We start from the raw sequence: 22,405 nt of genomic DNA, 5'->3' as shown, positions 1-22,405 counted from the left end.
AACGTTATATTTCTTAAAACATTGGCAAAGATACACAAAATTATATATAAAGGCATTACAACGCGATTACATTTTTTAAGGATTTATTCAATACAAGGCAGTACCACTGTGAAACGGCTTCCACGGCCTTCCTCGGACTGGAGTTCGATGCGTCCTCCCATCTTTTCGACAATGAGCACACAGATGGACAAGCCCAGCCCGACGCCTTGGGAAAACTCGCTGCGCTTGTAGAAACGCTCGAAAATCATCTTCTGCTCGCTGTGCGGAATGCCTATGCCGGTGTCTTCCACATAAAGATGTACCTCGCTCATGCCGGACGGACAGCAATACCCCAGCCGGATGCTGCCTCCTTTCGTAAACTTGTTGGCATTGTTCAGGAAGTTGGTGAGTACCTGTGTCAGTCGCATGGGGTCTACATTCACCTGCACATCTTCGGGAGGGAAATCCTTGAGGAACTGCAACGGCGGCCGGATAAGCAGGCTATGCGTCTGATAGACGTCATCGAGCAACCGGCACACGCTCTCCCGCTGAAAGGTGAACGAGAGGTTACCCGACTCGATGCGCGACAGTTCCAGCACATCGCCCACCAGCTTCAGCAGCAGTTTGGTATTGGTGTTGATAATGTCCACAAACTCCTGCCGCTCTTCGTTTGAAAACTCCGGCTCATTGGCCAGCATGTCCGAGAAGCCGACAATGGCATTGAGCGGAGTGCGGATCTCGTGGCTCATGTTGTTGAGGAACGACTGTTTCAGTTCGGCCTGCTCCGCCAGCTCGCGGGATTCTATCAGCTCCTGCTCGTGGTCTTTCAGTTCCTGGATATTCTGCAGCAATCCGGCTATGATGGGTGCGTGTCCGGGGGTGTGGATGGTATTGTAGCTGAACTCCCACCACTGGAACTCACCGGTGAAGTTACAGCGATACTGCCCCTTGTGGTGCGTGCGTTCATGCCTTGCCGCTATGTTCTTGCGGAAGGCGGGTAAGTCGTCGGGATGGATGTAGGGAGTGATTTCATCGAGCAGAAGACGGCCGGGGCGATGATGAATAAGCTCGCAAAACTGCGAGTCGCAGGACACGGAATCTCCCTCCAGTCGCCAGGCGTAGGTAGAATTTCCTTCGATGGCCAGGCAGAGGGTCTCATGCTCGTAGAGGAGGTTTCGCAATGCCTCACGCTTGCGCCTGCGTTCGCGCAGCAGGCTGAAGGAGAGCAAGACTATCACCGTCAGCACGAAGACTGCGCCCAAGATGGAACCGATAAGTATAGGATAGCGGTAGCGCTCCGAAAAAGGGATATACATCACAGTGTACTCTGCCGGAATGCTCTCGAGCGGGATGCCATACTTCTGCAGCACATGCCAGTTCAGCACGTACTGCTTGGCGCATTCCGTCACCTGCTGCCGGGGCATCCGCCCTTCGAGGCGTTCCTTGATACCGGTCGCCATGTATCTTATCTGGCTTTCCAGTGGAGTGAAATATCCTCCCAGCAAGTAGTCGGCAAAGCCGAAGCCCTCGTTGATGGTCTGAAACGTGGGATTGTCGAAGAGCATGCCCACACGCTTGGTGGTATAGTCTCGCTTGGTGTAGAGCAGCAACGTATTGTCGCCGCGTCCCAGCCACATCAGATGGCGTATCGCTATGGAGTCGCTCGTCATGCGCACAATCTTCGTGGTGTCCAGCAACACGTCTATGTTCTGCCGTTTCAGTATAGGGCTGATAGTCTCCCTCTCGCGCACACGGTGATAGGAGGAACCGGCAAAGTAAGCACCCTCGGTAGAGGTCACGATGGCGAACCCCTGCCCACGACACTGCTCATTCAACGCATGCCATATCTTGCGGTCCAGAAACACTTGTCCGTTCATCAGGCAGATGCGCGACTTTCCCATGATACTCTCTATCATGCGTATGGTACGCAAGTAATCGGGCGTGTCGGCATAGCCCGTGATGTTGGGGTATTGCAGGAGCAGAGATATGTTGGGATAGTTCACACCGCTGAACACAACGGGTATTTCATGCGCCAACGGGTGTCTGCATGCCATCAGCGCATAGGCAGCCTGGTCGTCGAGCACGGCTATCAACTCGGCTCCCCAGGCAGAAAGGTCGTCCACGAAACCGGCCATACGGAGGTTTTCTGCCTCCTCCATGTAGCGGTCGCAGTCCAGATAGTATTCGCGTACATCGCAGTCCAAGCCGAGAAGGCTGAACTCTTTTTGCAACAGTTCCAGAGCCTTCGCAGCAGGCGGATAGCCCGGCTCGAAAGAGTGTATCAGCGCAATACGCCGTGTCTCCGCATGGGCAGGGTGTGCACACACGAGGCAGAGAGAAAGAATCAATATGTATCCGGCAACTGCCTTTATGTGCTTCATATCCGGAAGGTCCTTTTCGACTTGTATCAGCAAAGATACGAATGTTTTTTAAGAATAATGGACTATTTCTTCTGTTTCTGTAACAAAGAATACGTTTTCTTAAATCATTGACACATCCCAACTTATCTTTCAGAGGATTTACCGAATATCCCTAAAGAACCGATTCTTCGTCCAGTATTCCAAAGTGGAGATCTATTTGTTCTTAACCTTCGGCAACACCGCATTCAGTACCATATATCCCAACATACCGGCAACAATCGTTCCCAGCAATACACCAAATTTCGCCTGGTTCAGCAGATCCGGATATTCTCCTGCAAAAGAAAGGTTGGCAATAAATAAAGATACCGTAAAGCCAATACCCCCCAACAAGGATACTCCGGCAACACTTCTCCAATTCATTCCCGGAGGCATTGAGGACAAACCACTCTTGACCGCCAGCCAGGTAAACAGAAAAATACCGATAAACTTGCCAAGAAGCAATCCTGCAGCCACCGCTATACTAACAGCTCCAACAACGCCACCGCCTCCACTGAACACCACACCGGCATTGGCAAAGGCAAAGAGCGGCAATATCACAAAGTTTACCGCACCATGCAAATTGTCTTCCAAGGATTGCAAAGGACTAATTACATGATCAGAAGCGCGCTCCACTTGTTTTAGAGTGGCAATCTGCTCATTGGTCAATATAATATTATCTGATTTGGTAACCGGAAAATCACCGATAATGTCGCGGATGCGTTTAATGTATTTCCCGGCATCCAAACGGGGACGGGCCGGTATTACAAAGGCCAGTATCACTCCGGAAATAGTGCTGTGAATGCCCGACTGAAGGAACAAATACCAAATAATTACCCCGATAAGCAGGAAGAATATCTTCTGTGTCATACCGAATTTCCCCATATAGTAAAGGAAGAAATAAAGGACAGCAGCTACAATAAGATATCCGTATGCCACTTCGGAACTATAGAAAATGGCAATAACCAGAATGCCGCCAATATCATCGACCACTGCAAATGCCGTCAGGAAAATTTTCAGACTCAAAGGCACCCGTTTACCCAGCAGACTGAGTACACCCAATGAAAAAGCAATATCCGTAGCCATCGGTATAGCCATACCGCGCGTTTCCGGAGTACCCTGAACGACCAAAAGTGAATAGACAATGACCGGCACCAACATACCGCCACATGCCGCTACAAAGGGTAAAGAAGCCTTACGAAAGGAAGAAAGTTCACCCACCAGCAGTTCCCGCTTTATCTCCAACCCCACAGCCAGAAAGAAAACAGTCATCAAGCAGTCGTTTATAAACTCAATCATTTTCAACGGATGACCGCCATGGGAGAACAAATTAAAGTCTCCGATGCGCAGATGCAGTTCCTGCAAAAGAAAGCCCTGATACAACGGAGCCATTGGTGAATTAGCAATAACGGCCGCCAAAATAGCCATCAAAAACAACAAGATACTCGCCGCTATATTCAGCGACGAGAAGTTTTTCACAGTACGCAAAATAATCATAAAGAAGTATATTTGATTTAAGATTTCATCCTTTCGACATCAATCCAGCTTCAGGACTGCCAGGAAGGCTTTCTGAGGTACTTCCACATTACCAATCTGTTTCATACGCTTCTTACCTCTCTTCTGTTTCTCAAGCAATTTTCGTTTACGGCTCACGTCACCGCCATAACATTTGGCCGTTACGTCCTTACGCACAGCCTTAATCGTTTCCCGGGAAATAATCTTGGCACCGATAGCAGCCTGAATGGCGATATCGAACTGCTGTCTCGGAATCAGGTCTTTCAACTTCTCGCACATCCGGCGTCCCAATTCGTAGGCATTGTCAAAGTGTGTCAAGGTAGAAAGAGCATCCACCGGCTCACCGTTCAGCAAAATATCCAGCTTCACCAGTTTGGAAGGACGAAAACCGTTGGGATGATAGTCAAAAGAGGCATATCCCTTAGAGATACTCTTCAATTTATCATAGAAATCGATAACTATTTCGCCAAGAGGCATGTCATAGTATATTTCTACACGGTTACCTGAAATATATTCCTGCTTCACCAGCTCGCCACGCTTGCCCAGACAAAGAGTCATGATAGGGCCAATGTAATCAGTAGTGGTAATCACCGAGGCACGGATATAGGGCTCCTCAATACGGTCTATCATGGTAGGGTCGGGCATGCTGCCGGGGTTATGCACTTCGGTCATATTTCCCTGCTTGTCATAGATATTGTAGGAAACGTTGGGCACGGTGGTGATAACGTTCATGTCAAATTCGCGGTCAAGGCGTTCCTGCACAATCTCCATATGGAGCAGCCCAAGGAAACCGCAACGGAAACCAAAGCCCAAAGCTAATGAAGACTCAGGCTGGAAAGTCAGCGAAGCATCATTCAACTGCAACTTCTCCAAAGAAGAACGCAAGTCCTCGAAATCTTCTGCCTCGATGGGGTACACACCGGCAAAAACCATCGGCTTCACCTCCTCAAAACCGGCGATGGCCTCTTCGCAAGGACGGGCAATATGCGTAATCGTATCACCTACTTTCACTTCCTTAGAGGTTTTGATACCCGAGATGATATAGCCCACATCCCCCGTACGCAACTCCGGACGTGGCATCATTTCCATTTTGAGCACTCCGATTTCATCCGCATCATATTCCTTGCCTGTATTGAAGAATTTCACTTTATCCCCTTTACGAATCACACCGTTCACTATCTTGAAATATGCAATGATACCACGGAAAGAATTGAAGACAGAATCGAAAATCAACGCCTGCAACGGAGCTTCCTCGTCACCCTCCGGATGAGGGATACGCTCAATGACCACAGCCAGAATCTCTTCCACTCCCATGCCTGTTTTGCCGGAAGCACGGATAATCTCATCACGCTTGCAGCCCAACAGTTCAACGATTTCGTCCTCCACTTCCTCGGGCATGGCGCTTGCCATGTCACATTTGTTGATGACGGGGATAATCTCCAAATCATGCTCAATCGCCATATAGAGGTTTGAAATGGTCTGCGCCTGCACTCCTTGCGAAGCATCTACAATAAGCAACGCTCCTTCACAAGCGGCGATGGAACGTGACACCTCGTACGAGAAGTCAACGTGTCCCGGAGTGTCTATCAAGTTCAGAATATACTTTTCGCCTTTATATGTATACTCCATTTGTATGGCATGGCTCTTGATGGTGATACCTCTTTCCTTCTCAAGGTCCATGTCATCCAGCATCTGTCCGTTAGTTACTTGTATAGTATTGGTAAATTCCAGCAGACGGTCTGCCAAAGTTGATTTACCGTGGTCGATATGGGCAATAATGCAAAAATTTCGTATATTCTTCATTGTCAATAACTATCTATTAATTGGGTGCGCAAAGATAGTGAAAACAGAGCAAATAAAAAAAATGCGTTGATAACATATTCATGTACCAACGCATCTTTTTATAACATTCCAATCAATTCCTCGCTTAGTTCAGCTTTACAAACAATTCGCCTTCCACTTCAGAAGTAGAGACCTTGTCTTCTCTTAACAACCAGCCCAATCCCAGGAAGAAGTCCTTGTCGATCAGTTTAGTTGCTTTCTTGATTTGCTTGTGAGTCAAGCCATCTGTGCCATTCAGTGCAGTCCAAATCTGTCCTGCAACATTACCAGCTTTTTCTTTTAACATTTCTATTTGCTTTTAGTTAAACGTTATCCTCATCTCCAAAGATAGAGATGTCGGTGTTTTTATATCGCTGCAAAGATAGGTATATTTATGTTATACAACACGTTATTAGGCACTTTTTTTCTTACTAAGGGGTAAAAAAGTTCTTTTTTCTTACTTTGAGGACGTTTTTTCCAGGTATTCGGTCCAAATTTGGGCAGCTACCTCTACCATCTTGGCACACGGGCGTTTAGCATAATACTGCTCGGTACGGGCTTCCGGAACGGACGAACCTTCCGGTTTTCTCAATCCCAACAGTTCAGCACATATCAAAGAGCCGTTCCGTTTCTTGAACTCAGCAGCCAGCTCCTGCACCAACGCATAGTTTGCCGCCTTACCTTCACGGTCCTTGCCTTCCACAGCTCCTTTTTCCAATCCGGCCAATAGGAACATGCCGCATGCAGCACCGCATGTCTGCCTCATACGACCTATGCCACCACCAAAAGAAGCGGACATCCGGAAAGCCTGCTCTTCTGTAAAACCATACATATCTGCAAAAGCTCCCACTACCGATTGCGAACAGTTATAGCCACTCTTGAAAAGCTCCACAGCTTTTTCGATTCTGTCTTTTGTTTCCATAATCATTCTGTAATTTCCAACAACATCGGGCAATGATCCGAGTGGACAACGTCACCCAATATTCTCGCTTCCTTCAACATCGGGCGCACCGGCTCACTCACCATGCAATAATCAATACGCCACCCTTTGTTCTTGGTACGTGAATTAAAGCGATAGCTCCACCACGTATATTCCTGCTTGTCGGGATGAAGCCAACGGAAGGAGTCTATGAATCCCGCATTGAGAAAGCGCGTCATCCACTCCCGCTCTTCAGGCAAAAAGCCGCTGTTGGTGGCATTCCTGACAGGGTCATGAATATCTATTGCCTCATGGCAGATATTATAATCGCCGCAAAGAATGAGTTTAGGACGCGTACGTTCCAGCTCCAATACATATTCCTGGAATTTCTCCAACCAGACCATCTTGAAGGCCTGACGTTCATCACCGCTGGTACCGGAAGGATGATAAACACTCACAACAGACACATCACCGAAGTCGGCACGGATAAAGCGCCCTTCGTTATCATATTCTTCAATGCCCATGCCGTACTCCACATGGTCCGGTTCTTGCTTGCTCAGAATAGCGACTCCACTATACCCCTTCTTCTGTGCAGAATATAGATAATGCTTATACCCCAAAGCATCCAGCGCCTCTGCCGGATACTGTTCCGGTTGCAGCTTTGTTTCCTGCAAACAAAGCACATCCGGCTGCTCTTGTGCCAGCCACTCGGGAAAACCTTTTGTCACGGCAGCCCTCAGCCCATTTACGTTATATGTAATAATCTTCATACTACTTATTTGATTTCTTAAAAATGAATTATTCAAGATGTCAACTCGGATACCAGCAGCATGATATTCAGCACAGTGACCACCGCAGCAATGGCATAAAGTACAAATGTACTCCATTTGCTGTTTACATACTGCCCCATCACTTTGCGCGAAGAAGTCAATCCTACTTGCAGGAAAACCGTGAACGGCAGCTGGATGCTCAGTATCATCTGTGAAATCAGCAGTCCTTTGAACGGGTCTCCGATAAAGAAAATCAGCAGCAGTGCAATGCCCAGCGACAGAATCACACCCACCTGCGAGTGACTGTCTTTGATATGATAGGATTCTCCGAAAATACCGGCAAAGATAGAACCTGCCGCCATACCGCTGGTTATCGTGGAAGATATACCCGCCATCAGTAATGCCAATGCAAAAACCACGGCAGCACTGCTCCCCAGCAACGGCTCCAGCAAGGATTTGGCCTGCTGCAACTCTTCCACCTGAATACCGCTTTTAAAGAAAGTTGCCGCTGCCAGCAGTATCATGGCACTGTTGATGGCCCATCCCACAATCATAGAGAACAGCGTGTCGAACAATTCATATTTCAACACCTTACGGATGGATGCATCATCTTTCTTATTATATTCATGGCTCTGTATCACTTCCGAGTGCAGAAACAGATTATGCGGCATCACCACCGCACCGAGCACACTCATGATAATCAGCATGCTCCCATGCGGGAACGAAGGTGTCACCCACCCTTGTGCAGCCAGCGGCCAATCTATCTTCACCAGAAACAGCTCATAGATAAAGGAGAGCCCGATGACCGAAACAAAAGCAATGATGGAACGTTCTATCTTCTTGTAGGAATTAGTGAAAAGCATGACGACTACAAATACGGTAGTCAAGACAGAGCCCCATATGATGGGAATGTCAAACAGCATCTGCAAAGCGATGGCACCTCCCAATATCTCTGCCAGCGAAGTCGAGATGGAAGCCAATACCGCTGTGCCCAATATGGGACGCGACACCCAGGAAGGAGTATATTTGGTAGCGGCTTCGGACAAGCACAAGCCGGTTACAATGCCAAGATGCGCCACATTATGCTGCAATACAATCAGCATGATAGTGGATAAAGTCACGACCCACAGCAATGAATAGCCAAATTCAGACCCTGCCGCAAAATTAGATGCCCAGTTCCCCGGGTCAATAAAGCCCACAGTCACCAGCAGTCCGGGACCTATATATTTAAAAACGTCCAGACCGCCCAGATAGCGTTTGTGGTCTCTCCGTTTCAAGTCTTTAAAAATATTCTTCATTGTATCTGTTCAATTAAGAGCGTAAAAATACTCAAATAATAACAAATACCTCCATGTTAGGTTCAAAAAAAGCCCCTGGCATCTTTCAATGTCAGGGGCTCTCATCCATTCTTTCAGGCAGGAGGCTCAATACCCCATCTCGTGCAATGCCTTGCACAATTGGTCGGGGCAGGAAGTGGAACGTCTTCCGCAGCGAATTCCTTCCAAACGGGCAATCACCGCATCTACCGGCATGCCTTTCACCAAACGTGAAAGTCCTTGCAGGTTTCCATTACATCCACCCCAAAATGCCACTTCTTTCACAATACCATCTTCCACATCCAGTTCGATGTTACTGCTACACGTACCTTGCGTCTTGTATGTATATGTCATTATTCTCCGCCTTCTTCCGGTTTCATGTTAGTATAAACCGTCTGTACATCATCAAACTCTTCGAGACGCTCTATCATTTTGTCGATGGTTTCGCGTTGCTCGGGAGTCACATCCTTCATATCGTTCGGGATATAGGTAAACTCACCGCCGACATCTTCAAAACCGCACTCTTCCAAATGTTTCTGGATAGCTGCATAGCTTTTCGGATCACCATAAATAGTGATAGTACCTTCTTCTTCATCCTCTTCGTAGTCTTCCTCTACGTCATAGTCTATCAAGTCAAGAATGAGTTCCTCCATATCGATACCGTCTTTCTTCTTGAAAGTGAACACACACTTGTGGTCAAACAAGAAAGCCAGTGAACCCATTGTTCCCAAGTTACCGCCGAACTTGTTGAATACGGAACGCACATCGGCTACTGTACGGGTAGTGTTATCGGTCAGTGTATCCACAAAAACAGCTACACCGTGAGGACCGTATCCTTCATAAGTCATACCCTTATAGTCGCTCTGGTCCTTACCCATCGCATTCTTGATAGCACGTTCAATATTATCCTTCGGCATGTTTTCACGCTTACAAGTAGCGATAACCGAACGCAGTGTCGGGTTGTTTTCCGGCTCCGGACCACCGGCCTTCACCGCAATAGCAATTTGTTTACCCAGTCTTGTAAAGGTCTTTGCCATGTGACCCCATCTTTTCAATTTGGCAGCTTTTCTATATTCAAACGCTCTTCCCATTGGAACTGTATTTTAAATTATGAATTATAAATTCTGAATAATGAATCAACGCAGCTTGGCATTCAACTTGTCCTCCAGGTTCTTCACCAGTTTGGACATAATCTTGTCAATCTGCTTATCGTTCAACGTGGCATTCTCATCCTGCAGCAAGAAGCTCACCGCGTAACTCTTCTTACCGGCTTCCAGATTCTTACCCTCATAAACGTCGAAGAGAGAAACCTCCTTCAGCAGCTTTTTCTCCGTCTCGTAGGCAATCTTCTCAATTTCCGCAAACTGCACTTTCTTGTCAAGCAGTAACGCCAAGTCGCGTTTCACGGCAGGGAACTTGGAGATTTCCGTATAGCTCACCTTCACATTGCGGATGGCCTTCAGCAATTCTTTCCAGTTGAAATCGGCATAGTAAACCTCGTTGTCAATATCGAATGCCTTCAGCAGCTTCTTTGTTACAATACCGAAAGTAGCCAACCGCTTTCCACCCCTTGTCTGTACGGATAAACCGGCAGCATAGATGTCATCAGTCAGATTGCCGACAACCAAATCATGCATGTGCAGCCCCAATCTGGCAAAGACATTCTCAACGTATGCCTTCAGCTCATATACCGAGCTGTTCTCATCCGGATGAGCCCATGAGTTTACAACCCTCTTGCCAGTCACCCACAAACCAAGATGATAGTCTTCGGAATAAGCGGCAAGCACTTTCTCCGGATTCTTCTTTTCCTCGTTGAAGTGATAACAATTACCGAATTCAAAGAATTTCAGGTCTGCATTCTTACGGTTGGCGTTGTGCGAGATGCTTTCCAATCCACCGAAAAGCAGTGTCTGACGCATGGCATTCAAGTCTGCACTCAACGGATTCAGCAACATTACCAGATTCTTCGACGGATAAGACTCCAAGTTGTCATAGTAAGCGGCACGCGTCAACGAGTTGTTCAGAATCTCATTGAAACCACAGCCCACCAGCTGCTCGGCAACCAGGTTTTGCAGTTTGTTGGATTTATCATATTCACCCTTGGTAGTCAGACAAGACTTCAAGGTAGTCGGAATCTCCACATTATTATATCCGTAGATACGCAGAATATCCTCTATTACATCGCAATCGCGCTGCACGTCCACACGGTAAGGAGGAACATCCAGTGTAAGCCCTTCGGCTGTCTCGTCTACAATCTTCATTTCCAGACTTGTCACGATGCTCTTGATGGTATCCACCGGAATAACTTTGCCAATCAGTGAGTTCACTTTCTCATAGGCAAGTTCCACACGGAAATCCTTGGCAGGAGCGGCGCACACATCTTTTATTTCAGAAGAAATGGTACCTCCGGCAAGTTCCTTTACCATCAAAGCTGCCAGCTTCAGGCAGTAAATAGTGGCATTCGGGTCAATACCTCTTTCAAAACGGAAAGAAGCGTCTGTGTTCAACGCATGGCGACGGGCTGTCTTGCGCACCCATGTGGGATGGAAGTAAGCACTTTCAAGGAACACATCCTTGGTGGTTTCCGTAGAACCGGAATCCAGACCGCCGAATACACCGGCAATACACATCGCCTCTTCCTTGTTGCAAATCATCAAGTCGCGTTCGTTCAATTTACGCTCCACGCCATCAAGAGTTACAAACGGAGTACCTTCCGGCATGGTCTTTACAATCACCTCACCGCCTTTAATCTTATCTGCATCGAAGCAGTGCAGCGGCTGGCCGAAAGCATGGACGATATAGTTGGTAATATCCACCACATTATTGATAGGACGCAGGCCGATAATACGCAACTTGTTCTGCAACCATTCGGGGCTTTCTTTCACTGTAACCCCTTTCACCGTAACGCCGGCATATCGGGGACATGCCTCGCTGTTCTCTACAGTTACTTTAATATCCAAGTCGTGATTTTCTACCGCAAAAACGTCTACCGAAGGTTTCTTCAAGGTAGCCGGCTTACCGTTCTGTATCAAGTAGGCATACAAGTCGCGTGCCACCCCATAATGTGAGCAAGCATCGGCACGGTTGGGAGTGATGTCCACTTCCAGCACGTAATCGCTCTTGATGTTATAATAATCCTTGGCAAGCATACCCGGAACAGCTGTTTCCGGTAGTACGATGATGCCCGCGTGGTCCGTACCGATACCTATTTCATCTTCAGCACAAATCATGCCGACAGATTCCACGCCACGCAGCTTTGACTTCTTGATGGTAAAGCATTCGTCACCGTCATACAGTTTTGTACCCAACGTGGCTACTACCACTTTCTGTCCGGCAGCTACATTCGGAGCGCCGCATACAATCTGCACGGGTTCACCTTGTCCCAGGTTCACCGTAGTGACGTGCATATGGTCTGAGTTGGGATGAGCTTCGCATGTCAGCACTTCGCCGATGACCAGTCCTTCCAGTCCGCCTTTAATGGTTTGCACCTCTTCCACACTTCCCGTTTCCAGTCCGATGGAGGTCAGTGCCGCAGCAACTTCATCCGGTGTCAAATCGAAATCGACATACTCTTTCAACCAATTATAAGAGATATTCATATCATTATATTTTTATTGTTTCCAAAAGTGACCTGCAAAGGTAATAAGATTTTTTGGTTGGCAGGGAATTATAAATGAAGAAAATAACAAAAAGGCGATGAAGTGCTTTTCCTTCACCGCCTTTCTCCTAATATTCTATATAAATCTACAATTTATACATTCATTGCATTGGCGCCTAAAGCTCCCAATATGGCGGAAGCAACAGCTATCACTACCTTCAAAATCTTGTCCCAAACGTTCTTTTTCATAGTTTTAATCTTTCTAAATTAGTAAATACATCTTATCCTAATGGGTTCTCGCCTTGGTCACCGTCAGAACCACCACCGGAATTGCCACCATCACCGGCATCATCCTTACCGTCAGTCACCACTCCCGTCCATTTCTCAAACTCCACACCCTGAATCAGGGCACGCGTAGTGCCGATAGCAGCTGGGCGCGTGTATTCCGGAGTAAACTGGCAGCGTAGAGCAGTCACCTGATTGGGATTCACGTCTTCAGATTTTGCCACTCCCTTACCTCGCGTACGGGCCTTCATGGTGAATGTGCCCAAACCATCCAGACGCACCGTACGGCTGTTCAGCAACTGACTCCTCATCACCGTCATCAGGTTACGGATCACATTATGTACGTCACCCGGAGTCAGGGAAGACTTCTCGGCAATCACCTCAGCCAGCTGTTGTGCATCCACGGCTCTTCCCACTTTCTTCAAACTCAGATGCCAAAGTTTGGCACCCTCTTTTGTCGCCAGAGACGACTGTCTTGCATAATAAAATAAAGGCATACTTTCTTTCTCCTTTTTACATTTTTAATTCAACATGGTTTTTAATCTCGTTTTGTTGATCAACAATGCAAAGGTGAGGATATATTTGCCTGTAAACAAAGAAAACAGCCTCGCTGAAGCTGTTTTCTGAGATAAGTTCATAAAGTATTGATTTACAATCTAACAGATTAGGCAAGCCAACTTAATCAAGATATCCTACGATGATGATTGCCTGTACTGCCATATAGGTCGAAGATACTATGACATGGGGAATCTTCAGCTCATTCGCCATAATCTGATAAGATGTTTGCGATGCGGTAGTCCAATATTCTCATGAAGCATCAGGCGGTGAATATTTGGCACGCTTGCAGAAATTGAAGAAGCAGAAGACTAGAACGGAACAGACAACGTATAGATGAAATCCGCATTGACAAACGTATTGGCAACCGACAGCGTTGTCAAGGTCGTAGTTAAAAAAGCTGTATTTTCATCTATTATTTTACTATGGCCTCTTTTATACACTCCACGATATAATATACATCTTCATCAGTCACCCACGGCCCGGCAGGAAGGCACATACCGATTTTAAAAATAGCTTCGGATACCCCATTGATATAAGCCGGAGCATCCTTATAGACCGGCTGCTTGTGCATCGGTTTCCAAACCGGGCGTGCCTCTATTTTTTTGCCAAGCATAAAAGCACGCAAAGCCTCCACATTCTCGTTGGGCTGGCAATCTGTTGTAGCACAATCTACGGCATGAATCACACCTGCAGCACCACCTACGGCAGTCCTGACAACATCCTTATAAGCATTTTCCTGCCCTTTGATGCGAAGTGAAGAATCCAGAGTGATTGTACAAAGCCAGAAATTAGAGTCATAATCAGCCGAAGGAGCTTCATGCAGCAATACCCCCTCCACATCCTTAAGCAGTTCCTTATAGAGAGCCTGCACATGTCGGTGATGTGCAATATGCTTATCGGCAACGGTCATTTGACCACGACCAATACCTGCACATATATTACTCATGCGATAGTTATACCCTATCGCCTCATGCTGGTAATAAGGATAAGCCTCACGAGCCTGCGTGGCATACCACATGATTTGATTCTTGCTTTCGGCATCTTTACAAATCAACGCACCACCGCCACTGGTAGTAATCATCTTGTTACCGTTAAAGCTCAGCACCCCGAACTTGCCGAACGTCCCCAGTACTTGTCCCTTAAAACGGGAGCCAAAACCTTCGGCAGCATCTTCCACCACTGGAATAGCATACCTATCGGCTATCTCCATGATACGTGTACAGTCATAGGGCATGCCGTACAATGCCACAGGAACAATAGCTTTTGGCTTTTTTCCAGTCTTGGCAATGCGGTCCTTGATGGCTTCTTCCAACAGTTCCGGAGACATGTTCCAAGTTTCTTTCTCAGAATCCACAAATACCGGAACAGCCCCCAGATAAGTGACCGGATGCGAAGACGCACAGAATGTGAAGCTTTGTACAATCACTTCGTCACCCTGTCCCACTCCGCAAGCCAACAGAGCCAAATGTACTGCCGCCGTACCGGCCGAAAGTGCCACCACTTCCTTGCCTTCGCCTACAAAACGTTTCAAATCCTCTTCAAAAGCATTCACGTTAGGACCGAGAGGAACCACCCAGTTCGTATCGAAGGCTTCTTTTACATATTTCTGTTCAATACCCTCCTCGCTCATATGGGCAAGGCAGAGATAAATAGTTTTATCCATAAATATATATGTGATTATTTAATGATCAGACTTCGGATTCCTCACATAGTGGGGAATAAAAAGAAAGGAAACGGCTTTATAAATCTTTTCCAGATATCGGGATAATTTACTCATAAATGTTTCCATGACCGGAATACAGACTGCAATCCTTTGTTAATTCCATGATACGTTCTTTCAAGATCCGTGCATCTTCCCTATCGCTATTAGGGAATGAGGCAATGAGTTTAACACCAGGGATATATGAATCACCCGAGAAAACATTGTTCTCGACTTTATAGGTAAGGCAGCTTTTATCATGTCCGGGAGTTTCAAACACTTCCACGAAAATTCCCGGAAATATTTCCACTTTATCATTCTCATGTAAAACCGTCACATTATCTCCCATCCATATTACAGGATCATTGTGATAACGGGAAAAATTAAGTTTATCCGAACCTAAAGCCTCCTTGTCGAAAGAGGAAGTGTAAACTGTGCAATCAGGATACAATCGTAATAAATCTTTTATACCATAAATATGGTCGTAATGAGTATGAGTCAGAAACAAGGCTTGTACCGTTCCGCACTTTTCCTGAACACACTGCTTTATAGGAGCAATATCCCCAATATCTATCAATACATGCCCATCTTTCCCCTCAACAGACAGTATATACGTATTGGAGGTGAAAACAGAATTGACAATCTGAGGATGTTTTTCGTAAGCACTCACTGTACGGCTAGCCTGGTTTTCACCGCCTCTAGCCTACTTTGAGTTATTTTTTATTTAAAAATTATGTTTATTTCGCTATATTGATAGGTAAAAGTGCGGCGTAATTCGTTGCGCCGGCCACCAACTTCCTTAAAACATCCGCAATGTATTTAACAGGCCTTAGCCCATTCATTTTGCAAGTCTCAATAATTGAGTATAATAAAGAAGTATTCTTTGCACCCGGTTCTGCCCCGCAAAACAAATAATTGTTACGACCCAGGCAAATAGGCTTCATCATCCGTTCAGCTGTATTGTTGTCAATCTCTGCTTTACCATTATTCACATAGCAGCATATTGACTCCCATTCGGCAACAGCATACCGGATCGCCTTGATAAAGAGATTGGATGCAGCATCTTGGGTCGCATCAAAAATTGGCTTTATTATTTGCCAAAGTTTATCAAGAACAGGTAATGCTCTTTGTTGCCGTTCCTTTCTACGTTCATCTTCTGATAAAAAGTGTATTTTGCAATCAGATTCTATCCAGTAAAGTTCGGAGATCAGGTTCACTACTTCGACAGAGCGTTCATCCGTATTCAAGCATCTACAAATTTTCGCCGCACATGCGCCATACATCCATAACGGGTAACTCCCTTTCGATGCCGGTCAAAAAGTTTATAAACATTGTAACCATCCGTGGTAATATTACCAAAAAAATCTTTGAAATGGTTCTCGGCAACTGCCATACTGCGGCTACCCCGGTCATACAGGTAATAAGCAACCTTCAAGGCCGGATTCTTGCTGCCCCAGATATACTGCTTCTTGTATTCCATCTTTCCCGTTTCCTTGTTTTTGATTCTGACCAGTTCAGTAGTCCCATCACAGAACAAAAACTGTCTTTGCTCAAAAGAAGATTCCGCAACGGGGTTTCCTGTTTGCCCAACAGATCTGTGTGTTTTTGTATCCAACTCAGTACAGTGGAAGAGGAAAACTTTGCACCGGCATCTGAAAAACGAGCTACACCCCGCTCCGAAGAGAGGCTATACTGATATTTATCTACCATGATCTGTGCTATCATATCCATACCTACATGATGTCCCGGAAGAACATTCTCAAAGGGGTGCAAGGCTTCATCACCTTCAAACGGGGCATAATAGTTACTGATAGCGCCTTCGGAGTCAATCAGTCTGGGAATTTCGAAAACATGCTTACACACATTCCAATCCATTTTATACAGTATCCAATGACGAACATTGATTGGGCGGGCATCAGCAGGGACTTGATCACGGTTACAGTAGTGCATCACGGTAGATTCTATCTGAGTGGCATTCTTGCCATAATCCGAACGGTGGGGTTTGGACTTTGCTGCCTGGCCCACAAGAGCATCAGATGATCTCATAGTATCAAGGAGGGCATGTCCCTCATGAGGAGGAAGCCCAGGGGGATTGAAACCATCAAAATCATCCTTATCTTCTTTCACGCTTCTTTCCTGTAGCTTCTTCAGGCTTTTAACCTTTCCTGAACTCCTACCGTAAAGTTGCCGTTTTTGTCTTTCAAGTTCAAACAGGTCATCCGCACGAGTTTGCTGCAAAGCTTTCAAGGCTTCCCTCAGATCAGACTTTTCCTGTTCAGAGTTAGCCAAACGGAGTCTCCAGACGGGAACGTTGATGGCGTAACTCATCATCCTTGGAAAGTAATTGAGAGATTAATATGTTGATAATATCTTTGTCTTGCATGAAGTGAATATACTCATTTTTAATAAATTATGCAAATAAAAAACTGCGCTGTTTATCTGACAACCAACATATTAATCAACACTCAAAAGAGCGTTTTTTGTATTCATTTTAACCAACCAAAAGCCCTTTACGAACAGTGCCTTGAAGAAGCACTACAAGCTTATCCCAACTGATTTCGTATTGGTTTAAATCGGAATTGAAAACAGGAAGAAGGAAGCGTTCACGGTTCAGTTTCTGCCAGTAAAGCACATATCCATTATACTCATGGCGCAGAATCTTTATATTACGACGGTCTTTTCCAAGGAAAATAAATACATCACCCGACTCAGGATCCTTATGCAATTTACGGCGTACCAACTCCGAAAGGGTGGCGATACCTTTACGCATATCAACAAAACCTTCACAAAGGTAGAAATTCATGTGAGAGCTCAAACCTAACATACGCGTGACAAACTACTTAAAAGGTTAGTAATATCTTCCAGGTGGGAATCTGGTTTATGAATCTCAATGCCATTGGAAAGTTTCAAATGAAACTCGCTAACAGTGCAAAAAGCAATGGGGGGATTTACTGGAGCAGTCAATGCTGGAGCTCCGGTCACTTTGATAGCACTAATACGAATATCAGCCATTTCACTTTCGCGTAAACGTTTCTTGTTATCACGATACCAACGGATAAAATTGCGGTACTCAACACCTTCGCGCAAGCAGAAGCTATCAATAGATACGTTCAAAGGCGCTGCCTCGGTTTGATAGCGATATAAAAAATCGCTGTAGAATTCAGACATGTTCATGACTTGGAATAATTTTAAGTTTAAGTCACGAAAGTAAAAATAGAAGATATACAAATCAAGAGCCATACAGTGAGTGCTTACATATCTTAGTTTTTAAATCAATTGCAAACAAATTATGTACAAAGCACCAACTGCCACCATGGCAGCAAGCAATGTAATCTTCATCTTCTTACTCATAGCACCAATATTTAAAGGAATTCTGCTTCCCCCAACTTAAACGGCTCCCCGTGCCCAGGGAAAACCATCATATCTTTGTCTAGTGACCGCAAATATGGCTTGGTTTCCTGCTTATAGGCTCTTCTGTCACTCCCTGGCAGATGCACTATGGTCGGTGTATGCTGTATAAGGGAATCGCCTGAAAAAAACGCTGTCTCACCCAAGAAATACAAGGCACTCCCCGGGCTGTGCCCAGGTGCCGGATGACATCTCAAAACCAGTTCACCTACTTTCAACCCACAATCACCGTCAAATGCCTCGTCTGCACGAAGCATATACCGCTTAGCGGTAGCCAGAAAGTTCTCTCTTCTGTGTCCACCGTCAACCGCATCACGTAGCGTCAGTATATACCCCAGTGTCTTAGGGTCATTCCCTTTCTCAGTGGCAATAGCTTCTGCACAGGCGCGATGGCAAAACAGTCTCGTCTCTATCTTCGACTGTAACCACTTTACCCCCGTCGTATGGTCATAATGCTCATGCGTAAGGACTATTTCCACGCTCCTTGTCCCCAGTTCCTGAAATACTCGGAGCAACTCTTCATTCTCATTTGGGTCAAATACAATCCCAGTGTCCCCTGATGGAATAAAGAACATATTGGAATCCACCAACTCATAGGGGAACCGATAGATTGACACCTCGCGTTCCTCTATAAAAGCCTTATAAGAGTTCATACTCAGTGTTCCTCTATCATCACCCATCCATTTCGGGTGTGTTCAAAGGCATCATACAGCACCTGACCGGCTTTACCATAGTCCGACGCTTCAAACCAGAATGTCTTGTCTTCACACTCGTATGGCTTGATGATGACAGGGTACGTCACTTTTCCCAATGCCATTTTCGCCTCCGGGTAGTTGTCAAAACAGAATATCTTCTTCGGTCGCTCGCTCATTTCAGTCCCTCTAATTTTTCGTTAATGTCATATATTAGTTGTTTGGACTTCTCCCAACCAAGGCATGGGTCAGTCACAGACTTTCCATACACTCCTCCATCAATGGGCTGGTTGCCATCTTCCAGATAGCTCTCTATCATCAGCCCCTTCACCAATTTTTTAATCTTGGGGTATTCCTTCATCAGGCCCAGCACCTCCATTGCGTTGTCTATCTGACGCATATACTGCTTGTCGGAATTGCTGTGGTTGCAGTCCACCACCACCGCAGGATTTTCAACATTCCTTACTGCGAAACGGTCACAAATCTCCGACAGGTGCTCATAGTCGCAGTTTCTGGTTGCGGCACCGCCTTCTTCCAGATAACCTCGAAGTACGCCGTGTGCATACTCATTGCCCTTTGACATCACTTCCCATCCATTGAAAATAAAATGGTGCGGATGCTGGGCGGTCTCAATGGCATTCAGCATTACGTTGATACTGCCACTTATGGGATTCTTTAGGCCAACAGGAATATTTAGTCCACTGGCCACCAGCCTATGCTGCTGGTTCTCTACCGAACGTGCTCCAATAACAGCATAGCCCAACAGGTCTGCCAGATAGTGAATAGTTTCAGGGTACAAGAGCTCATCCGATGGGAACAATCCAGTCTCTTCCACTACTTGCCGGTGTACGTTCCGCACAGCCGCCACACCCATCGACAGGTCTTCACCCTGCCCGATATAGGGTTGGTGAATCATACCCATATACCCTTTACCAATGGTTCTGGGCTTGCTGGTATAGACACGAGGCACAATAAGAATATTCTCGACCACCTCTTTCTGTATCTCTGCAAGGCGTGCAGCGTACTCCAGTACGGCATCCATCCTGTCTGCAGAGCAAGGACCGATATTCAATAGCAGTCTTTTTGACTCCCCGGAGAATATCTTTTTTATCTCTTTATCGTGCTCCAACTTCTTTTTGGCCATTCCCTTACTCAACGGGTATATCTTAGCCAATTCTTCCGGTGTAGGAAGTTTCTTCAGGAAATCCATAATCAGAATGCGTTTAGTTCCACTTTGTTGCCAAGTTCTGCTGACATATAGGCTGCATAAATAATCTTTATGGTATCATATGCCAAAGTGAAACCCGACTGAGGCTCACGGTCATAATACACGCACTCCATAAAATCACGCATCTCGTCAGTATAGCCTCGTATTATCTCATCCTCCAGGAAGGGGTTGTTCCATCCTGTCTTGGAAGGAAGCATCTCTGAAATATAGACATCATCCAAGTTGTCCTCATCCAGGAAGTAAGTGCTCATCAGGTTGGACATGGTGAGGTTGCAGTTGATGGCAGCATCGTTACAATACAGTTCCACATAGTTCTTCGAACCGCCAAGCAGGGTGTCGGTAGCTATCACCACGGCCTTGGTGCCGTCGGTAAAGTCCAGTATGATAGTCCCGAAATCTTCTACGTCATGCGGTCTGGCGGCAATATGCCGGTGCTCGTATTCATTCAATTGGGGTGTGATCCGATCCATCACGCCCAGCACGCTCTTTACTTTAATCTCTACTCCACGGGCTTGGGCTTCCTGCTGTTTCAGCCAGAGGATGGCCGAAAGAGGATGTGCACCGGTACGAATCATGGTGCCACCGCCGGTCTTGCTCCATTCTCCGGCCACGGGCGAACTGGATCCCTTCAGGCTCTCCTCTCCTTTCATGAACAGGATACGGCTCTTCTTGGCCTTGATAATCTCTGCGGTCTTTCTCACGGCAGGGGCATACACGAAGTTCTCTGCATACATGAACTTCTTGCCGGTTTTCTTGATAACAGTGCGCAGGTAGCGTATCTGCTCCAACATCTTCAGATACATCACGCGTTTCGGCACCTTGTCACCGATAGGCTCTTCATCGCCGGGAGTTCCGAAATAGCCCGTCAGCGGCTTTTCGCATATCACGTGCTTGCCTGCCATCATAGCCTTCTCTATCATCTCCTCGTGAGCGTAGGGAGGCGTACAGATGTCTATGACATCTATCTCAGGGTCGTTGATCATATCGTCAAAGCTGTACGAAATCTGCTCAAAGCCATAAAGACGCTGGGCTTCCTCCAGCTGTTCCTTACGTCTTGCAACGATGGTCTTCAACCTGACAGGCACACCTAAAAAGCGCTTCAATGCCATAATGTGCAATTCCGTAGCGCGTCCGGCACCCGCCATTCCAATGGTTACTTGCTCCATATTCAGATATTTAGTGTTTTGATAATATTCATTAACTCTTTCTGTTCTAGTCTTCTTTCCTCCCATTTACTGTACTCGATAGGGAATACGAAGTCTATCCTGCTGTCGTCATTCTTCTTGTCGTTTTTCATGGCTTCCACCATATTCTATACGGTATAGGGTACGTCGTAGTAGAGTTGGTAGGCATCCACCGCAGCGCGTATCTCATCAACAAGCCCGGAAGCACACAGTTCCAGATGACAAGCTATCTTAGCCTCCCATACCAGTCCCGTTGCAACAGCAACACCATGTGAAATACTATAGTTGGAGAGTTTCTCAATAGCATGGGGAACGGTATGTCCCATGTTCAGCACTTTCCGGAGTCCTTTGGTCTCGTACTCATCCTGTTCCACCACGTCGCGTTTCATCTTGATGCAACTGGCCACCATCTGGTCTATACGCTCCTTGATTGTGTTCTGTCGTATCATCTCCACAATACCGGCATTAGCTATCAGGTCGCTCTTGATGACCTCTGCCATGCCTTCTGCAAAGATGTCTGCTGGTAGGTTGGTTACCACTTGTGTGTCTGCCACCACTAATGAAGGTTGCCAGAAAGCGCCTATCAAGTTCTTCCCTGCCTGCAGGTCAACAGCTGTCTTGCCACTTATTGAGGCATCAACCATAGAGAGTAGCGTAGTAGGCATTTGAATAAAATGGATGCCTCGCATATACAGTGCAGCGGGCACTCCCGTAATGTCCCCCCTATCACACCACCACCAATGGAGAGGAAAATGTCCTTTCTCGTAAAATGACAGGAAGCAAAATACTCCAAAATACCTGACAGAGTATTTATGTTCTTGGAACTCTCTCCGTATGGGATGACGTATTTACATACATCATATCCGTATTGTTCCATTGCCCATACCGCCTTTGCAGCATACAGGGCATCTACGGTATCATCCGTGATGACCCCCACCTTCCCTCCTTTACAGAATGGCTCTACCAGCCGGGGCAAGTCAGCAATGACTCCCTGCCCCAACAGGACATCCTACTTCCTTGAGGTGTTTACCACTATC

The 22,405-nt window shown here is 46.3% G+C and carries 25 protein-coding genes; all 25 read right to left on the bottom strand.

The features are described 5' to 3' along the window. Window positions 1-83: 83 nt before the first annotated feature. Window positions 84-2,360, bottom strand: a complete 2,277-nt coding sequence (locus DWZ03_RS13595) for a PAS domain-containing sensor histidine kinase (RefSeq protein ID WP_044467298.1) — start codon at window positions 2,358-2,360, stop codon at window positions 84-86. 192 nt (window positions 2,361-2,552) lie between these two features. Then, on the bottom strand, window positions 2,553-3,872 hold the full coding sequence (gene nhaA / locus DWZ03_RS13590; RefSeq protein ID WP_005828276.1) for a Na+/H+ antiporter NhaA: 1,320 nt from the start codon (window positions 3,870-3,872) through the stop codon (window positions 2,553-2,555). Window positions 3,873-3,911: 39 nt separating this feature from the next. After that, window positions 3,912-5,693 (bottom strand): translation elongation factor 4, encoded by a 1,782-nt coding sequence (gene lepA, locus DWZ03_RS13585; protein ID WP_120130269.1) that lies wholly within the window; start codon window positions 5,691-5,693, stop codon window positions 3,912-3,914. A 124-nt stretch (window positions 5,694-5,817) separates the two neighbouring features. Further along, window positions 5,818-6,018 (bottom strand): winged helix-turn-helix domain-containing protein, encoded by a 201-nt coding sequence (locus DWZ03_RS13580; protein WP_005828272.1) that lies wholly within the window; start codon window positions 6,016-6,018, stop codon window positions 5,818-5,820. Between the two features lie 150 nt (window positions 6,019-6,168). Beyond that, a complete protein-coding gene (locus DWZ03_RS13575; RefSeq protein ID WP_120130268.1) occupies window positions 6,169-6,639 on the bottom strand; it encodes a C-GCAxxG-C-C family protein in 471 nt (156 codons plus the stop codon). Further along, window positions 6,636-7,400 carry an exodeoxyribonuclease III gene (locus tag DWZ03_RS13570; RefSeq protein WP_120130267.1) on the bottom strand — a complete coding sequence of 255 codons (765 nt, stop codon included), beginning with the start codon at window positions 7,398-7,400 and terminating at the stop codon, window positions 6,636-6,638. Before DWZ03_RS13570 ends, DWZ03_RS13575 begins: the two co-directional genes overlap by 4 nt. Before the next feature lie 32 nt (window positions 7,401-7,432). Then, window positions 7,433-8,698: an Nramp family divalent metal transporter gene (locus DWZ03_RS13565; RefSeq protein WP_009036937.1), complete on the bottom strand. Its 1,266-nt coding sequence runs from the start codon at window positions 8,696-8,698 to the stop codon at window positions 7,433-7,435. A 126-nt stretch (window positions 8,699-8,824) separates the two neighbouring features. Continuing rightward, window positions 8,825-9,070: a TIGR03905 family TSCPD domain-containing protein gene (locus DWZ03_RS13560; RefSeq protein ID WP_005828266.1), complete on the bottom strand. Its 246-nt coding sequence runs from the start codon at window positions 9,068-9,070 to the stop codon at window positions 8,825-8,827. After that, window positions 9,070-9,807, bottom strand: a complete 738-nt coding sequence (locus tag DWZ03_RS13555; protein WP_005828265.1) for a YebC/PmpR family DNA-binding transcriptional regulator — start codon at window positions 9,805-9,807, stop codon at window positions 9,070-9,072. Before DWZ03_RS13555 ends, DWZ03_RS13560 begins: the two co-directional genes overlap by 1 nt. Window positions 9,808-9,852: 45 nt before the next feature. Then, window positions 9,853-12,315, bottom strand: a complete 2,463-nt coding sequence (pheT, locus tag DWZ03_RS13550; protein WP_120130266.1) for a phenylalanine--tRNA ligase subunit beta — start codon at window positions 12,313-12,315, stop codon at window positions 9,853-9,855. Window positions 12,316-12,467: 152 nt separating this feature from the next. Continuing rightward, on the bottom strand, window positions 12,468-12,563 hold the full coding sequence (locus DWZ03_RS20040) for a smalltalk protein (protein WP_005828262.1): 96 nt from the start codon (window positions 12,561-12,563) through the stop codon (window positions 12,468-12,470). Window positions 12,564-12,595: 32 nt separating this feature from the next. Beyond that, window positions 12,596-13,096: an HU family DNA-binding protein gene (locus DWZ03_RS13545; protein ID WP_035448274.1), complete on the bottom strand. Its 501-nt coding sequence runs from the start codon at window positions 13,094-13,096 to the stop codon at window positions 12,596-12,598. 473 nt (window positions 13,097-13,569) lie between these two features. Next, complete coding sequence (locus tag DWZ03_RS13535) at window positions 13,570-14,820, bottom strand: DegT/DnrJ/EryC1/StrS family aminotransferase (protein ID WP_005836416.1); 1,251 nt, start codon at window positions 14,818-14,820, stop codon at window positions 13,570-13,572. 106 nt (window positions 14,821-14,926) lie between these two features. Next, window positions 14,927-15,526, bottom strand: coding sequence for an MBL fold metallo-hydrolase (locus DWZ03_RS13530; protein WP_057087886.1), 600 nt, complete (start codon window positions 15,524-15,526; stop codon window positions 14,927-14,929). A 67-nt stretch (window positions 15,527-15,593) separates the two neighbouring features. Next, entirely contained in the window at window positions 15,594-16,103 is a 510-nt protein-coding gene (locus tag DWZ03_RS20390) for an IS66 family transposase (protein WP_005836411.1), read from the bottom strand. Next, on the bottom strand, window positions 16,100-16,393 hold the full coding sequence (locus DWZ03_RS20385) for an IS66 family transposase (RefSeq protein WP_080597350.1): 294 nt from the start codon (window positions 16,391-16,393) through the stop codon (window positions 16,100-16,102). Before DWZ03_RS20385 ends, DWZ03_RS20390 begins: the two co-directional genes overlap by 4 nt. Continuing rightward, window positions 16,288-17,187 (bottom strand): IS66 family transposase, encoded by a 900-nt coding sequence (locus DWZ03_RS20380; protein WP_230321222.1) that lies wholly within the window; start codon window positions 17,185-17,187, stop codon window positions 16,288-16,290. Before DWZ03_RS20380 ends, DWZ03_RS20385 begins: the two co-directional genes overlap by 106 nt. Before the next feature lie 160 nt (window positions 17,188-17,347). Then, window positions 17,348-17,659 (bottom strand): IS66 family insertion sequence element accessory protein TnpB, encoded by a 312-nt coding sequence (tnpB, locus tag DWZ03_RS13510; RefSeq protein WP_202188089.1) that lies wholly within the window; start codon window positions 17,657-17,659, stop codon window positions 17,348-17,350. A 14-nt stretch (window positions 17,660-17,673) separates the two neighbouring features. After that, entirely contained in the window at window positions 17,674-18,096 is a 423-nt protein-coding gene (locus tag DWZ03_RS13505) for a hypothetical protein (protein WP_005836402.1), read from the bottom strand. A gap of 122 nt (window positions 18,097-18,218) precedes the next feature. Next, on the bottom strand, window positions 18,219-18,944 hold the full coding sequence (locus DWZ03_RS13500; protein ID WP_005836400.1) for an MBL fold metallo-hydrolase: 726 nt from the start codon (window positions 18,942-18,944) through the stop codon (window positions 18,219-18,221). Beyond that, window positions 18,920-19,135, bottom strand: a complete 216-nt coding sequence (locus DWZ03_RS13495) for a hypothetical protein (RefSeq protein ID WP_005836398.1) — start codon at window positions 19,133-19,135, stop codon at window positions 18,920-18,922. The genes DWZ03_RS13500 and DWZ03_RS13495 overlap by 25 nt, the downstream gene beginning before the upstream one ends. After that, on the bottom strand, window positions 19,132-20,166 hold the full coding sequence (locus tag DWZ03_RS13490; protein WP_005836396.1) for a 3-deoxy-7-phosphoheptulonate synthase: 1,035 nt from the start codon (window positions 20,164-20,166) through the stop codon (window positions 19,132-19,134). Before DWZ03_RS13490 ends, DWZ03_RS13495 begins: the two co-directional genes overlap by 4 nt. Window positions 20,167-20,168: 2 nt before the next feature. Then, a complete protein-coding gene (locus DWZ03_RS13485; RefSeq protein ID WP_005836394.1) occupies window positions 20,169-21,350 on the bottom strand; it encodes a Gfo/Idh/MocA family protein in 1,182 nt (393 codons plus the stop codon). A 146-nt stretch (window positions 21,351-21,496) separates the two neighbouring features. After that, on the bottom strand, window positions 21,497-22,033 hold the full coding sequence (locus DWZ03_RS13480; protein ID WP_230321224.1) for a 3-dehydroquinate synthase family protein: 537 nt from the start codon (window positions 22,031-22,033) through the stop codon (window positions 21,497-21,499). Further along, window positions 21,994-22,368 carry a hypothetical protein gene (locus DWZ03_RS20375; RefSeq protein ID WP_034523154.1) on the bottom strand — a complete coding sequence of 125 codons (375 nt, stop codon included), beginning with the start codon at window positions 22,366-22,368 and terminating at the stop codon, window positions 21,994-21,996. The genes DWZ03_RS13480 and DWZ03_RS20375 overlap by 40 nt, the downstream gene beginning before the upstream one ends. Window positions 22,369-22,405: the final 37 nt, after the last annotated feature.

Origin of the sequence: Bacteroides sp. AF29-11, assembly GCF_003602895.1 — a bacterium.
Classification (GTDB): domain Bacteria; phylum Bacteroidota; class Bacteroidia; order Bacteroidales; family Bacteroidaceae; genus Bacteroides; species Bacteroides uniformis.
This window is presented reverse-complemented; position numbering and strand designations above follow the sequence as displayed.

Coding starts and splice junctions, on each gene's coding strand:
- DWZ03_RS13595 (WP_044467298.1), bottom strand. CDS start 2,360: ATGAAGCACATAAAGGCAGTTGCCGGATACATATTGATTCTTTCTCTC.
- nhaA (WP_005828276.1), bottom strand. CDS start 3,872: ATGATTATTTTGCGTACTGTGAAAAACTTCTCGTCGCTGAATATAGCG.
- lepA (WP_120130269.1), bottom strand. CDS start 5,693: ATGAAGAATATACGAAATTTTTGCATTATTGCCCATATCGACCACGGT.
- DWZ03_RS13580 (WP_005828272.1), bottom strand. CDS start 6,018: ATGTTAAAAGAAAAAGCTGGTAATGTTGCAGGACAGATTTGGACTGCA.
- DWZ03_RS13575 (WP_120130268.1), bottom strand. CDS start 6,639: ATGATTATGGAAACAAAAGACAGAATCGAAAAAGCTGTGGAGCTTTTC.
- DWZ03_RS13570 (WP_120130267.1), bottom strand. CDS start 7,400: ATGAAGATTATTACATATAACGTAAATGGGCTGAGGGCTGCCGTGACA.
- DWZ03_RS13565 (WP_009036937.1), bottom strand. CDS start 8,698: ATGAAGAATATTTTTAAAGACTTGAAACGGAGAGACCACAAACGCTAT.
- DWZ03_RS13560 (WP_005828266.1), bottom strand. CDS start 9,070: ATGACATATACATACAAGACGCAAGGTACGTGTAGCAGTAACATCGAA.
- DWZ03_RS13555 (WP_005828265.1), bottom strand. CDS start 9,807: ATGGGAAGAGCGTTTGAATATAGAAAAGCTGCCAAATTGAAAAGATGG.
- pheT (WP_120130266.1), bottom strand. CDS start 12,315: ATGAATATCTCTTATAATTGGTTGAAAGAGTATGTCGATTTCGATTTG.
- DWZ03_RS20040 (WP_005828262.1), bottom strand. CDS start 12,563: ATGAAAAAGAACGTTTGGGACAAGATTTTGAAGGTAGTGATAGCTGTT.
- DWZ03_RS13545 (WP_035448274.1), bottom strand. CDS start 13,096: ATGCCTTTATTTTATTATGCAAGACAGTCGTCTCTGGCGACAAAAGAG.
- DWZ03_RS13535 (WP_005836416.1), bottom strand. CDS start 14,820: ATGGATAAAACTATTTATCTCTGCCTTGCCCATATGAGCGAGGAGGGT.
- DWZ03_RS20380 (WP_230321222.1), bottom strand. CDS start 17,187: ATGATGAGTTACGCCATCAACGTTCCCGTCTGGAGACTCCGTTTGGCT.
- tnpB (WP_202188089.1), bottom strand. CDS start 17,659: ATGAATTTCTACCTTTGTGAAGGTTTTGTTGATATGCGTAAAGGTATC.
- DWZ03_RS13505 (WP_005836402.1), bottom strand. CDS start 18,096: ATGGCTCTTGATTTGTATATCTTCTATTTTTACTTTCGTGACTTAAAC.
- DWZ03_RS13500 (WP_005836400.1), bottom strand. CDS start 18,944: ATGGGTGATGATAGAGGAACACTGAGTATGAACTCTTATAAGGCTTTT.
- DWZ03_RS13495 (WP_005836398.1), bottom strand. CDS start 19,135: ATGAGCGAGCGACCGAAGAAGATATTCTGTTTTGACAACTACCCGGAG.
- DWZ03_RS13490 (WP_005836396.1), bottom strand. CDS start 20,166: ATGGATTTCCTGAAGAAACTTCCTACACCGGAAGAATTGGCTAAGATA.
- DWZ03_RS13485 (WP_005836394.1), bottom strand. CDS start 21,350: ATGGAGCAAGTAACCATTGGAATGGCGGGTGCCGGACGCGCTACGGAA.
- DWZ03_RS13480 (WP_230321224.1), bottom strand. CDS start 22,033: ATGCCTACTACGCTACTCTCTATGGTTGATGCCTCAATAAGTGGCAAG.